This is a genomic window from Bacillus cereus group sp. MYBK5-2 (genome assembly GCF_051915685.1).
GTDB classification, from domain to species: Bacteria; Bacillota; Bacilli; order Bacillales; family Bacillaceae_G; genus Bacillus_A; species Bacillus_A cereus.
The window spans coordinates 23,186-37,720 of record NZ_JBQAFE010000002.1 but is presented as its reverse complement, the minus strand read 5'-3'; the positions used below and the strand labels follow the sequence as shown (position 1 = coordinate 37,720).

The window sequence follows — 14,535 nt, the reverse complement described above, 5'->3', positions numbered from 1 at the left end:
GAAGCAAGTATTTACATACTTGCTTCTTTATCTATATATTGGCACAGCAATTCATAATCCTCTGGAAAAGCTAAACACAATTGTTCAACTTCATGTATCCCTTTCCAAGCAATTTCATGTATTAACTCATCAGGATCTTGGATTTTCATATTACCGCCTATTTGTTTAACAAAATAATAATGGACATACACTGGAACACCGTATGTAATACCCTCTTTTTCATATATTTTATTTACCACTTCCACATTGTAACCTGTTTCTTCCCAAACTTCCCTGATACAACATTCTTCTAGTGTCTCTCCCTTTTCAAGTCCTCCACTTGGGACAGACCATCTTTTTTCTTCTCCCTCTTTGCCCTGCAGTACCATTAAAACTTCATTTCTTTCATTTACACATACCGCTGCACTACCTATCCATCTCTCCATAAACATCCCTCCCCTACTAAAATTCGCCCTCTTTATTATTTTCCCCTTGAAAAAAAGAGGAAAATAATAAAACAATGACGAAAAATTACATCAACTTCATAGACAATCCTTTTTTAGAAATTAAAACTGGAAGGATGAAAATATGATTTCTAATTATGTTGTGGAATGTGTCTTTTGTGAAGAAAATCGAAAGGCTCGCCAAGCTATTGTCACAGTTCCCGCGACTACTCAGCTACTAGCCATTGAAAAAGTGCGTGCGGAATGCAAACGTCGCTTCGGAAAAACTGTATTATTACAAACAGAAATTAAAGAAAAAATTGTTTTTGAACAAAAAGAAAGCCGACCATAAATTGGTCAGCTTTCTTATCCGATCATATTTTCACATGAAGATTAGGGGCATCCTCTTTAAGGATCGGGATTTTCCCATTATGTACGTTCCATAATGGTCATCGAACAATATATTTCTATGCAATTAACTATTGAATAGAATAGGGCAAAACTTGTTCGCATTTTTAGAAAAGGGATAGGGATATAATTCAAGTAGTACTTCGAATACTCGAACTTTACACTCATAATATTAAAACAAATCCTTTTATATGGGAAATATGAATTACCTACATAATTCATTCGTAAAATATATTAATAGTTTGCTATATTAATTTTATCCCGCTATTTGTAAGCAGTAACCCCCTACTTATTATAATTTCACCTTATTCCATCAATAGCATACATCCAGCTAAAACCGGTGTCATAATCATCGAAAACCTCAAAAGCATTCGCGGTGCATAATTTGTAAACTTCGCGCCAATATATGCCCCTAACATGGTCCCAATTAATACTTGCAATAACAATATATAATCTAAATATCCTTCCGAACTATATCCTAGACCGCCTCCAATTGCAATCGGTAATATAACAAGCATTGTTGTCCCTACAGATTGCTGAATCGTTAATCCCAATAGAACCATTAATCCAAGCTGAATAAACGGTGCCGAACCAATCCCAAATGAACCAGCCATCATTCCAGTAACTAATCCAAGGCATATACATTTCAACAAGTAGTTCATGGAAAACTTTTTATGCTTATATAAAGATGACTGTTCTTTGTTTTGGAACATAATTAATTTAATAAACATAAAAATCGCCGATAAAAATAACATCCCAGCTGTAAACCAATGAAGAAGATGTGCTGGTATAAGTGAACCAAATTTAGAACCAATATAAGAGCCAATTGCGCCAAATCCCCCAACAATCCCGCCTATAATAAGTGCTACATTACCTTCACGGTAATGACTGACAACACCTGATAATGTCGTAAACGCCATTGCAGTTAAAGATGTTGCAAGAGCAACATGAATAGGAATATGAAATACTAAAGTGAGTATCGCGATAATAAACCCAGCTCCTCCAGCTCCAACAAATCCTAATAAAATACCCATTACTAACATTGTTATAATAATTGCCACAGACTTTCCCTCCAGTAACACAATTATCCATCATATTTATCCTTACATACAAATAAAAAGCATCCTAGATGGATGCTTTTTATTTCAATGATATGTACTTAATCTTGATTAATCAAAATAACCGCTGGACCAGCTACTACTACTCCAGCTACTTCTATTTTTTCAAATTCCTTTACTGTAATAGATATAACTCCTTCTCTTTCCATCAATTCTTTACTCAGGACATCAGTCGGGATTGCTTTCACCGTCTTACCTCCTTTTCATTTATACAATATGATAAAGTGAAACTTTCATCAGTGGGGTTTTTGTCCGTACTTATTGATTATTAACCCTCACCAATCGGGCGAATAATTGCCCAATGCATCTATATATATGCATCACCTCCGCTTTCATTCCTTATTCCACTCAAAAACCTTCTCCCCCTTCCTTGACATATTGAAAAATAAAAAAGAAGCTATAACATATAGCTTCCCTACACGTTTCTTTAATCTTTATGCACCGTATATTCCATGACTTTACCATCTCTATCAAATTGTAAAATAAGCTGTTCGCTATCTATTGGAATAAAGCCACGTTCAGCCCCAAGATAATACAAAGTGATAACTCCTTCTTCCCCACTTCTCGTTTCCGTTGGGCTCCTAACAATTGTGTAATTTCTTCATTTGATTTCCCTATTAATTTATATTTTTGTAATAGATCATCTACCATATGTACCCGCTTATCTGCATGATTTAACCATCTATTTTGATTAAACTTTGATGTATATTCATTTACACTTAGTTGTACAGTGCACACTATTAATGGTATGAGTGTTACTATTAACCCCCCCAACATTTGCTTCTTTTCTTCATTACGATTTTTAGAAACATATAAAATAGCCCTTTGAATCATGACTAATAAAACAAATGGTATGAATACTACAAAAATGCTCCTTACACTTAAGGGTATATGGACCATATCAATGACGAATATAAATACAATGTACATTACTATATATAAACAAAAAAAGACATACAAAATGCCACGTAGCATAGCGTTCAGAAAGATCTCCCCTTTTAACTCACTATATAATTCATCCGGCTAATCATTTCTTGAATCTGTTCTAATTCTTGCACTGTATATACTACTTCCCCTGCTAATATTTCATTTCTAAAGAACGTTACAATTTGCTCCCGATCTTTTAATCTAGGTGTTTCCTCACTAGAAAGGTCTACTATTTCTTTTCCATTTTTATTATAAAAATATACAACTGGTTTTACTTTTTCTTTTATACTATTAGCCTGCATTTCTTTCAAACCACTGTATAAAATTTGAGATAGTTTCTTCGCCCTATATACTGGATTCCCTTCATTTTTCACTTGTATAGTTGACGAATCTTTACCTACTATATATTCAAATGTCTCTTCTTTTTCAACTTCTTGTTGATACTTACCCATTTCATCAATCATAAATGAATATATACCAGCATTTTCTTTCGTTAAACCATGAATTAATTTCTCTTCCCATTCTTTCGTCTCAAGTAGATAAATACCAGTTTTGCACAAGATGAGATGATGGATTCGATTATCGTTTATTTCACTATTATTTTTAATAAAAACATTCGGCATGATTTGAATTTCAGCATCTAATATGGTGCCTTGCTCTATGAATCCTCGTTTCATATAATGTAATGTTTCGTACGTATTCATTTCAGCGCCGTTTTTAGTATATTCTCGTAGATTTGCAATTAGTTTTTGAAACATATGTATTTCGTTATTATGTTTATTTTGCATTTCACTACGTTCTTTACTATGCTGCACAGCTAATTGATTTTTCATCATACGCATATTTTCAATTTCTCTATTTGCACTTACTTGTAAATCATTGTATTTTTTCTGTTCCATATTTTTTAAATTATTTTGTTGTTCTTTATGCTCTATCACCGTAGCTGCAATTTCATTTTTATACGTTTCAATCGCTTGTTTCTTTTCAAATTCTACTTGCTGACTCTCTGATTCTAACTGTTTATTTTTATAAAACAGCACAAATACTACAGCTAATAATATTAAAACCGCACCTATTAGCACATAATTCATATTTTTACCCCTTTATTTCATTTTCGATTATTTTTTATAAATATATCTATTATAGTATACTATGGTTTCGATATAGACTTTGTAAAAGTTGTATATTTTTAATAAAAGGCACCTCTGACGGGGCACCTTTTATTTTCACTCTATTGTACACCATACTGAATATAACTTGGATCGTAGTATATCCATTGATTTGTCCCTAAGCAAAGCCATCCATCTTGCTTACTCCATACTCGATACGATTCACCATGATGTAACTGTCTTATAACATTTCCATTTAATGATGGAGCATCACGCAAATTTACATTATCACCAGTAATAGTCGCCACATAATGTTTATACTGAATATAACTCGGATCATTATATACCCACTGATTTGTCCCTAAACAAAGCCATCCATCTTGTTCTCCCCAAACTTCATATGTTTCGCCACGATTCAATTGGCGAATTACACTAGACTGCAAAGATGGTCCACTTCTCAAATTCACATTATCTCCATTAATTATAGCAACCCCGTACACTGGAGTTGCATTATTAGGCGGGGAAACATTACCTCCACCACTTGCTCCATTCCCTTTTAAAGCTTCTAATGAAACTGCAGCTGATACATCACAATTTCCTACGCCTGAAATTTGTCCAGAATCTGTGTACTGCCACGCTGTCCACGTTGTCCATCCACCAGCATCAGCAGGCGGTGTACTCGAGTATTTAGCAATCCAAAGCGGTATATCACTTAATCCGCTAATTCCGAACTCATTAATATACCAAACTCCTGTATATAACATTACATCTTTTCCAGTAGCCTGTTTCACATAATTTATGAAGCTTCTTGCCCAATTCGATATAGCGTTACCAGTTAAATTACTGTTACTCGGATCTGTTGGTGATTCTAAATCCAGAACTGGCATTAAGTCTGTCTGGTTATTTTGTAATATACTCACAAAATATTTTGCCTCTGAAATTGCATCATTTTGTTCTGGGCGTGCAAAATGGTATGCACCAATTAATACATTCGCATTTCGTGCTGCTTGTACATTCTTAGTAAAAGTAGGATCAATGTAGTTTACACCTTCTGTTGCTTTTGCATACGCTGCTGGAATTCCAGATGCCTTCACTGCATTCCAATCAATATTCCCTTCCCAATGAGACACATCAATAAACGTAACATTTGAACTTGATCTGTTTTGCATATAAAATCTCCTATCATTTTTTTACTTCGTATACATACAATATGTACAAGTTTCATAAGAGGACACAACATTTATGCTATAGAAACAAAGAGTAAACATATTTTGTATACAAAATAAAAAAGACCTTGTATTACAAGGCCTTTTGCAAACTCACTTTATTTTGTAGCAAATACATATTATAATACAAACCTTGCTCACTTAATAATTCTTGATGTGTCCCTCTCTCTATTATCTCTCCATCATGCATCACAAAAATTTGATCCGCATCTTGAATTGTAGATAACCTATGCGCAATGGCTATCGTCGTTCTACCTTTTCGCATTTGTTGCAACGCTGTTTGAATAGCCTCTTCTGTTTCTGTATCGATATTAGCTGTTGCTTCATCTAATACTAATACTTTCGGATTCGTTGCTATCGTTCTAGCAAAAGCAATTAATTGTCGTTGACCGCTTGAAAATGCTGCACCTCTTTCTACTACTTCTGTTTCATACTGTTTTGGTAACTTTTCAATAAACGTATTCGCTTGCACAAATCGAGCAGCTTCTTTTACTTCTTCATCCGTAATTTCTTCATTATACATACGAATATTTTGCTTTACATTTCCAGCAAATAAAAATGCATCTTGCAATACGAGTCCTATTTTCTTTCTAATTTCTCGTTCTTCAAATTTTTCTAAATCTACACCGTCTATTACAATATTTCCTGACTTAATATTATAAAATCGCATTAACAAATTCATAATCGTACTTTTTCCGCTACCAGTATGCCCAACAAAAGCAACCGTTTGCCCTTGTTTCACGTGAAATGATACATTTTTTAAAACGTCACGCTTTCCATCATATGAAAAAGTAACATTTTTAAATTCAATATCTCCATCCACGATTTCAGGATTCTCATTGCCTTTTTGAACAGGTGCTAAATCTTTCTCGTCCATTAAATGAAATACACGTGATGACGAAACAAGTGCCTGTTGGAAGAAGGACAATTTCATCATCATCTCATTTACAGGTTGGAAGAAACGATGTATATAGTTAACAAAAGCATATAACACTCCTACTTCAACAGGGCTCTTTAAAGCATCAATCCCAAATAAACCTAGTACTAACGCAATAGCTACAATATGTACTAAATCCGTAGCTGGTCGTAAAAGTAATGCGTCTAACTTCAAAGTACGTCGCCCTGCACTATAATGTTTATTATTCACTTCTTCAAACTCTTTTCTCATACGTTTTTCTTGTCTGAACACTTGAACAATATTCATTCCTTGTATGGACTCGTTCAACTTTGCATTTAACACGCTTAGTTGATTACGTACTTCTAAATAAAAAGCTGCACTTTTCCGGCGATATAATACCATAATCGCAAACATTATCGGAATTAATACGAGAGAAAATAGCGCTAATTTTACATCTAATAAAAACATCGCTACTAAAATACCTACTAAAAAGACTACATTTTTTACAAATGTTGATAATACACTGACATAAAAATCTTTAATCGCTTCCGTATCATTTGTTATACGCGATACAAGTGTACCAATCGGCGTACGATCAAAGAAACTTAATGACAGCTTTTGAACATGTTCATATACTTCAACTCGCATATCTTGAACAATCTTAAAAGCAATGTTCTGAAAGTACAATAGATTTAAATACGTAAATAGTACTTTTAATAAATGAGCAACTATGTAAATTACAAATAAAGTAACGAGCGCTGATCGTTCAAAATCCCGCGGTACTAGGTGTTCATCGAGGAATTGTTTAATTAAAAAAGGACCCATCATTTCCGTTACTGTCGCACCAACTAAAAAGATAAATGCTAAAGATAGTAACCCTTTATATGGCTTCATATAGGAAAGCAATCTACTTAAATCACTTCGCTTCTTCTCTACCATCATACGCCTCCTTTCTCGACTAAAGCTTCTAATTGCTGGCTTTCATACATTTCCTTATACCAGCCGTTTTCCTTCATTAATTCTTCATGTGTACCTCTTTGTACAATTCTACCTTCATCAACAACAAGAATAAGATTGGCATGCTGAATTGCACTTAATCGGTGTGCAGTAATAATCGTCGTTTTCCCTGCTCTCTCCCTCTTTAAGGCACTTAAAATCGTCTCTTCTGTTTTTGCATCTACCGCTGATAAACAATCATCCAAAATTAAAATTTCAGCATTTGTTAATAAAGCACGAGCAATAGAGATTCGCTGTTTTTGACCACCAGATAACGAAACACCTCTTTCCCCTACTACTGTTTCATATCCTTCTGAAAATTGGAGGATGTCATTATGAATACAAGCAATCTCTGCAGCTTGGGTAATTTCATTATATGTAGCATCCGCCTTTCCAAAGGCAATATTCTCACCAATACTTGCTGAAAATAAAAAATGATCTTGCGGCACGTATGAAATGGCAGAACGGACACCATGAAGTGTTATATCTCGAATATCTCGCTCCCCAATTTTTAATTCACCATTAAAATGATCATACTCACGGATTAAACATTTTAATAAAGTCGTTTTCCCTGCGCCTGTACGTCCTACAACTCCTAGCGTTTCGCCCTTCTTCAAATCAAAGTGAATATCGTTTAAATGTAACAATTCATTTTTCTTATACGAAAATGAATCAACGGCAAACGAAACATTACCGCTCGCTATTGTATGTACAGCATTTTCGCTATTTACTACATCTGATTTTTGTGAAAGAATTTTTTCTACACGGTCATATGAAGCACGCCCACGCTCCATAATATTGAATAACCATCCAAACGCTAACATTGGCCAAACGAGGGTACCTAAATATGTCGTAAATGTAACGAGATCACCTACTGTTAATTCACCTCTTACAACTAATACCGATCCGTAACATACTGCGATTAAAAAAGAAAATCCAACGATAAGAGAGATTGTCGGATCAAATAACGAATCAATACGTGCAACTAACACATTTTTATGTACAACATCTTCTGATTTTCTTCGAAACGCCTGTAAATCTTCTTTCTCTTGTCCAAGCGAGCGAATCACTTTCATTCCACTCATACTCTCTTGCACTTTATCATTGATTTCCGAAAACGATTGCTGTGCTTTATGAAACCTTTTATGTAATAAAGTTCCATAATAATTTGTCGAAATAGCTACAATCGGCATTGGAATTAAACTTAATAATGTTAACTTCCAACTAATTGTAAACCCCATCGCTACGAGTACACATCCTCCGACAGCTAATGAGTCAACAAGCGTCAAAACACCTGCTCCAGCAGTTTGCTGGATCGCTTGAATATCATTGGTCGCATGTGCCATTAAATCACCTGTTCGATTTGACTGATAGAAAGATGGACTCATCTTTGTAAAATGTTCATACAAATTTTTTCGTAATTGGCGAGCTAATTTTAATGAAGACCCGAAAATCATAATACGCCATATGTAACGTAATATGTACATCGTAATACCTACAATTACTAATAGTACAACCCATTTTAGTAACTTATCGGTCGTCAATGTTCCATCATTAATTTCATCTACAACGATTCCAATTACTTTTGGTGCTACAAGTTCTAAAAGTGCAACGCCAAACAATAAAATAATTCCAGTTATGTACGCTCGTTTTTCTTGTTTAAAAAACCATGCTAAATTCATAAACACTTTCATTTTTTTCCTCCTCCCTTAAAATGAGCGATGTTTTCAGTTTACCAAAAATACAGAATTTTTAAAAGTTTTAAAAACTATAACTAACAAAAAGAAAGACACTCTTAGCGAGTGTCTTTTAGCGCTTATTTCATTTGTTGCTTGTTCATTGCGCTCATCATTTGATTGATTTTCTTTTGGGAAGGTTTTTGTCCCATTTGCATCATCATCATTTTTAACATTTGTTCGTTAATTGGTGGATTTTTTTGTAAGTAATTCATCATGTATTTGCGGGCAATGAAAAATCCTAACGCCACGCCTGCTACTAGTGCTACTACGCCCACTAGAATACCTAACCAAATTGGCATATATTTTCCTCCTTCATGTTGTCTACCTTACAGTGTACTAAAACCTTTTCAATAAGACAAGATACAATTCGACATTTTTTACACATATGTTCGTACTTGTTTTAGAGGATTCAGCCATCCGTACTTTGTATTTTCATAATCCATAGCTAAAAATGTTAATTCACACTTTCTTAACACCTCAAAGAACGTCGTTTCCATAGAGACATTTCCAGAGGTATTCATACGAATATAGTGCGGTTTCACCATTATTTCGCCGTACTCCGCTCCCGTATAAAGTGTATGTGTATGATGTGTTCTATCATATTTACCAAGAACGCGCAAAGCTTGTTCTAATTTATGATGAATTTTCATTACTTGCAATGGCATCGTTATATACATCATTTGCTTATATAACACTTTTTTCTCCGAAAGGGACCCAGATTCTGAAAATCGAGCAAATAAATCAAAAAACAAATATTCACGACCAAAATAAGCTTTCGCAATATCCTCTTGAATTAAATACAATTCATACGTTTTCATTTTTCCACTCCCAATCTGGACAACCTTTTCTCTTCATTATATATAAGAAAATTTGCAATGATTGTCTGACTGCGGAGAGATAAAAAACTTTTTCTGTCGAAAAAACTCATTTACATAGAAAAACCTCTCCATGCTGGAGAGATTTTTCTAAAATCATTAAAGCATTTCTTTTACTTTACGAACAACGTTCTCTACAGTAAATCCATACTCTTCCATAATCTTCTCACCAGGAGCAGAAGCACCGAATGTATCGATACCTAACACATCTCCTTCAAGACCTACGTAACGGTGCCATCCGAATGTAGCACCCATTTCGATTGCGAAACGTTTTGTTACTGCTTTTGGTAATACAGATTCTTTGTACTCTGCAGTTTGAGCTTCGAAGCGATCCATAGATGGCATGCTGACAACAGCTGCGTCAACGCCGTCTACTGCTAATGCTTTTTGAGCTTCAACAGCTAGGCTTACTTCAGATCCAGTTGCAAGTAAGATTACATCAGCCGTTTCTTTCTTGCTTGCAGAAACTACATATGCACCTTTTGCTACTTTTTCATACGTATCATCTTTTGCACCTTCTAATGTTGGAAGGTCTTGACGAGTTAATACTAAAGCAGTTGGTTTGTTTGTAGATTCTAAAGCTAGTCTCCAAGCTGCAACAGATTCGTTACCATCAGCAGGACGAATAACAGAAACGTTTGGCATTGCACGAAGCGCTGCTAATTGCTCGATTGGTTCATGTGTTGGACCATCTTCACCAACAGCGATACTGTCATGTGTGAATACATACGTTACTGGCAATTGCATTAATGCTGCAAGGCGAATTGCTGGACGTAAGTAATCAGAGAATACGAAGAACGTACCACCGTAAGTTTTTAAACCACCATGTAGTGCAATACCGTTCATTGCTGCACCCATTGCGAACTCACGTACACCGTACCAAATGTTTTTACCGCTGTAATCATCTCTTGTAAAGTCTTTTTCGTTATTCATGTATGTTTTGTTAGAACCAGCAAGGTCAGCAGATCCACCGAAGAATGATGGTACAGACTCTGCAATTGCATTAATTACAGCACCAGAAGAATTACGAGTTGCTGCTTTTGATCCTAATTCATAAGTCGGTAAGTTTTGCTCCCAACCTTCTGGAAGTTGACCGTTCATTGCTGCTTGGAATTCGTTTGCTAATTCTGGGTATGCTTGTGCATATTCACCTAGCATCGTGTTCCACTCAGCTTGCGCAGTTTCACCAACATCTTGTACTGTTTTACGGAAGTTGTCATATACTTCTTCTGCTACGTGGAAGTCTTGCTCAGCAGTCCAAGCATATGCTTCTTTCGTTAATTTTGTTTCTTCTACACCAAGTGGAGAACCATGTGAAGCTGATTTTCCTGATTTGTTTGGAGAACCGAAACCAATTGTCGTTCTTACTTCAATTAGCGTTGGGCGTTTTTCGTCAGCTTTCGCTTCTTCAATTGCTTTCGCGATTGCTTCAATATCGTTTCCATCCTCAACACGGATTACTTGCCATCCGTATGCTTTGTAACGATCTTCTACACTTTCAGAGAATGAACGATTTAAATCGCCATCTAATGAAATATCGTTTGAATCGTAAAGCACAACAAGACGACCTAATTGTAAATGAGCAGCTAATGAAGATGCTTCAGCAGAAACGCCCTCCATTAAATCTCCATCACCACAAATAGCGTATGTATAATGATCTACTACATTATACGCATCACGGTTATATTTAGCAGCTAAATGTCTTTCAGCCATTGCCATACCTACAGCAGTTGCAATACCTTGTCCAAGTGGACCAGTCGTTGCATCTACACCAGCTGTATGACCGTACTCAGGATGTCCTGGAGTTTTGCTTCCCCATTGACGGAAGTTCTTTAAGTCATCCATTGTTACATCATAACCAGATAGGTGAAGTAGACTGTATAATAACATTGAACCATGACCTGCAGATAATACGAAACGATCACGGTTAAACCACGTTGGGTTATTTGGATTGTGTTTCATAAATTGAGTCCATAATGTATAAGCCATTGGTGCTGCACCCATTGGCATTCCTGGGTGACCAGAGTTTGCTTTTTCAATCGCATCGATGGATAATGTGCGAATCGTGTTGATAGAAAGTTGTTCGATTGAATGTGACATGCTATTCTTCCCTTCGCTTATATTAGTAAACGTTTTATACATTTATATGATAGCTTCCCACGCAAGATTATACAACATGTATCGACAAATATGTTGATATTTTTTTGATTTTTTATAAAAAAAATCAATGTTTCCGGGAATGTATGGGCATTCAATATGACATACTTTTTCATTATTTTTATTTTAAAAAGAAAGGGAATTATCTGTATATTTATACAAATTCCTTCTATACTTACTTTTTTAAATAAGTTTTTAAAAACATAAAAAAGCATCTAACTTCGATGCTTTTCAAATAAGTTAAACAATCCGTTTCCGAATCGAGCTTGAAATCAAATCAATTATAATTACCATTAAAATAATACCTAATAAAATAATACCAACACGAGACCAATTCCGTGAACTCAGCGCAAAAATTAAAGGTGTACCAATCCCTCCTGCTCCAATAACCCCTAAAATTGCAGCGGATCGTACATTAATTTCAAATCTGTATAACGTATACGATAGAAAATCTGGTAACACTTGCGGTAACACCGCATACCAAAGTATTTGAAAACGATTTGCTCCTGTTGCTAGTAACGCTTCCGTCGGTCCTTTATCTATGTTTTCAATTCCTTCTGAATATAGTTTTCCTAACATTCCAATAGAATGCAATCCTAAGGCTAATACTCCTGCAAAAGAGCCTGGACCAACAGCTTTTATAAATAAAAGAGCCATAACTAATTCAGGAAACGTACGAACAAAACTAAGTACAATTTTCCCAGATCCTGAAGTTAATTTTCCACTACTCATATTCGTTGCCGCCCAAAAGGCAAACGGAACAGATAAAAATGCAGAAATAAATGTACCTAATATCGCAATTGCCAACGTATCAATTAATCCATGTAATAAATCTTCACCATCTGGCAAAGATACATACGACCAGTCTGGACTCAATATCCCTGTCATAATTGCTTTTGTAATTTCTCCCGCCGTTTCCTTTATTCCCTCTAGCGGTACTCCTGAAAAAGCCCATATATAAACAAATGTAAGTGCTATAAAAATAAACGAGCGATACACACTCGGTTTCTTCGGTTTTGGTACGATTATCGTCGTTTTACTCATTATAATTTCTCCCGCAACAATGTACTTACATAATCAATTACCAATACAACAACAAGAGTATAGATGATAATAGATGCAGTTTGTTGATATTGTAAAAATCCAAGTGTACGATCATAATATAGTCCAATACCACCTGCTCCTACTAAACCTAGGACAGCCGCTGCCCGTACATTCACCTCAAATGTATATAGTACATAGGAAACAAAGTGTGCTTTTACTTGTGGAATGACTCCATAAACAATCCATTGCACCTTATTAGCCCCTACAGCTGTCATCGCTTCTAGTGGGCCAGGGTCAATTGATTCAATTGATTCATACAACAATTTCGCCACGAGCCCAATTGAGAAAAAAGTAAGAGCTAAAATACCCGGAAGTGGTCCTATTCCAAAAATAGCTACGAAAATTGCCGCTAATAATAAATCTGGTATCGTTCGAATAAAATTTAAAATCAATCGAGCTGGACTGTATAAAAATGTACTAGTAAACACATTACTTGCCGCAAACAGTGCAAGTGGAATAGCTAAAATCGCTCCTAAAGTCGTCCCAATAATCGCCATACGTATTGTATCTAGCATTGCTGTTGTAATAACTTGAAAATAACTCCAATCTGGCGGCACCATTTCTTTTAACAAATCCATTATATTAGGAAAACCAACTACTAGCTTTGAAAATGATGCGTCGACCTGTATACTACTTCCCCACAACAGTAAAATGACTAGAATAAACGTTAACATATGTTTTAACTTACTCGGCGGCTTCGGTATCGACTTCGAATATATCGTCACATCATTCATTTAGCTGCCACCTCTAACAATTCACTTTTCTGTGCTACGTCACCATAAATTTCAGCAAACTTTTCATCCGTTGCTGCTTCTACTAAACCATCAAAAACAATTTCACCTGCATGTAATCCAATAATACGCGTCGCATATTGCCTAGCTAAAGCAATAGAATGTAAGTTTACAATTGTTGTAATTCCAAAATCTTCATTAATTTTCTTTAAATCATCTAATACTTGCTTTGTTGTTAGCGGATCTAACGACGCAACAGGTTCATCTGCCAATATGATTTTTGCTTCTTGCGCCAATGCTCTAGCTATCGATACACGTTGTTGTTGTCCTCCTGATAATTCATCAGCACGTGCATATGCTTTTTCTAAAATATTCACTCTTTTTAACGCTTGAAATGCGAGCTCCACATCCTCTTTCGGAAACAAACCTAACGTTGTACGCAATGTCGAATGATATCCAACACGGCCAGCTAATACATTCTTCAATACTGTTGATCGCTTTACAAGGTTAAAACTTTGAAAGATCATACCAATATCCCGGCGCATACGTCGTAAATCTTTTCCTTTTGCAGCAGTAATAGACTCACATTCAATCATGATTTCGCCTTCTGTAATCTCATGAAGACGATTTACCGATTTTAGAAGTGTAGACTTTCCAGCTCCGGACAGCCCTACCATTACAACAAACTCACCTTTTTGAATTTTCAAGTTTATATTATTCAATCCTTTTGTACCATTTGGATACACTTTGGAGACATTTCGAAATTCTATCACACATCTTACCTACCTTCTATGTATTCAAAACGGCAAACTAACTGAAAACATT

The 14,535-nt window shown here is 35.4% G+C and carries 14 protein-coding genes and 1 pseudogene; 1 reads left to right on the top strand and 14 read right to left on the bottom strand.

Annotation, left to right across the window (positions count from 1 at the left end; all coding sequences use genetic code 11):
• Nucleotides 1-11: 11 nt before the first annotated feature.
• Nucleotides 12-425, bottom strand: a complete 414-nt coding sequence (locus ACTFP3_RS08540; protein ID WP_000442982.1) for an NUDIX hydrolase — start codon at nucleotides 423-425, stop codon at nucleotides 12-14.
• A gap of 142 nt (nucleotides 426-567) precedes the next feature.
• Between ACTFP3_RS08540 and ACTFP3_RS08535 the strand changes: the two genes are divergently transcribed.
• The gene (locus tag ACTFP3_RS08535) at nucleotides 568-774 is read left to right on the top strand and encodes a DUF3903 domain-containing protein (protein WP_000625222.1); all 207 of its coding nucleotides are present in this window, start codon (nucleotides 568-570) and stop codon (nucleotides 772-774) included.
• A 361-nt stretch (nucleotides 775-1,135) separates the two neighbouring features.
• On the opposite strand, the gene ACTFP3_RS08530 is transcribed toward ACTFP3_RS08535, so the two are convergent.
• From ACTFP3_RS08530 to phnC, 13 genes and pseudogenes are all read right to left on the bottom strand, one after another.
• Nucleotides 1,136-1,891, bottom strand: coding sequence for a sulfite exporter TauE/SafE family protein (locus tag ACTFP3_RS08530; protein ID WP_000974660.1), 756 nt, complete (start codon nucleotides 1,889-1,891; stop codon nucleotides 1,136-1,138).
• Nucleotides 1,892-1,989: 98 nt separating this feature from the next.
• Nucleotides 1,990-2,136 (bottom strand): BC1881 family protein, encoded by a 147-nt coding sequence (locus tag ACTFP3_RS08525; RefSeq protein ID WP_000644411.1) that lies wholly within the window; start codon nucleotides 2,134-2,136, stop codon nucleotides 1,990-1,992.
• A 239-nt stretch (nucleotides 2,137-2,375) separates the two neighbouring features.
• Nucleotides 2,376-2,923: pseudogene (locus tag ACTFP3_RS08520) on the bottom strand (hypothetical protein).
• Between the two features lie 23 nt (nucleotides 2,924-2,946).
• Nucleotides 2,947-3,966, bottom strand: a complete 1,020-nt coding sequence (locus ACTFP3_RS08515) for an NERD domain-containing protein (protein WP_001110280.1) — start codon at nucleotides 3,964-3,966, stop codon at nucleotides 2,947-2,949.
• Nucleotides 3,967-4,106: 140 nt separating this feature from the next.
• The gene (locus ACTFP3_RS08510) at nucleotides 4,107-5,153 is read right to left on the bottom strand and encodes a GH25 family lysozyme (protein WP_001181398.1); all 1,047 of its coding nucleotides are present in this window, start codon (nucleotides 5,151-5,153) and stop codon (nucleotides 4,107-4,109) included.
• Between the two features lie 130 nt (nucleotides 5,154-5,283).
• A complete protein-coding gene (locus ACTFP3_RS08505; RefSeq protein WP_326036445.1) occupies nucleotides 5,284-7,047 on the bottom strand; it encodes an ABC transporter ATP-binding protein in 1,764 nt (587 codons plus the stop codon).
• The gene (locus ACTFP3_RS08500) at nucleotides 7,047-8,798 is read right to left on the bottom strand and encodes an ABC transporter ATP-binding protein (protein ID WP_000862455.1); all 1,752 of its coding nucleotides are present in this window, start codon (nucleotides 8,796-8,798) and stop codon (nucleotides 7,047-7,049) included. Before ACTFP3_RS08500 ends, ACTFP3_RS08505 begins: the two co-directional genes overlap by 1 nt.
• A gap of 122 nt (nucleotides 8,799-8,920) precedes the next feature.
• A complete protein-coding gene (locus tag ACTFP3_RS08495) occupies nucleotides 8,921-9,142 on the bottom strand; it encodes a YneF family protein (RefSeq protein WP_001123317.1) in 222 nt (73 codons plus the stop codon).
• Nucleotides 9,143-9,220: 78 nt separating this feature from the next.
• Entirely contained in the window at nucleotides 9,221-9,661 is a 441-nt protein-coding gene (gene sirA, locus ACTFP3_RS08490) for a sporulation inhibitor of replication protein SirA (RefSeq protein WP_000860645.1), read from the bottom strand.
• A 156-nt stretch (nucleotides 9,662-9,817) separates the two neighbouring features.
• Nucleotides 9,818-11,818 (bottom strand): transketolase, encoded by a 2,001-nt coding sequence (gene tkt / locus ACTFP3_RS08485; RefSeq protein ID WP_000019766.1) that lies wholly within the window; start codon nucleotides 11,816-11,818, stop codon nucleotides 9,818-9,820.
• Nucleotides 11,819-12,115: 297 nt separating this feature from the next.
• Entirely contained in the window at nucleotides 12,116-12,919 is an 804-nt protein-coding gene (gene phnE / locus ACTFP3_RS08480; protein WP_000047893.1) for a phosphonate ABC transporter, permease protein PhnE, read from the bottom strand.
• Complete coding sequence (gene phnE, locus ACTFP3_RS08475; RefSeq protein WP_001000764.1) at nucleotides 12,919-13,713, bottom strand: phosphonate ABC transporter, permease protein PhnE; 795 nt, start codon at nucleotides 13,711-13,713, stop codon at nucleotides 12,919-12,921. The genes phnE (ACTFP3_RS08480) and phnE (ACTFP3_RS08475) overlap by 1 nt, the downstream gene beginning before the upstream one ends.
• Nucleotides 13,710-14,483 carry a phosphonate ABC transporter ATP-binding protein gene (gene phnC, locus ACTFP3_RS08470; protein WP_000569244.1) on the bottom strand — a complete coding sequence of 258 codons (774 nt, stop codon included), beginning with the start codon at nucleotides 14,481-14,483 and terminating at the stop codon, nucleotides 13,710-13,712. The genes phnE (ACTFP3_RS08475) and phnC overlap by 4 nt, the downstream gene beginning before the upstream one ends.
• Nucleotides 14,484-14,535 lie beyond the last annotated feature (52 nt).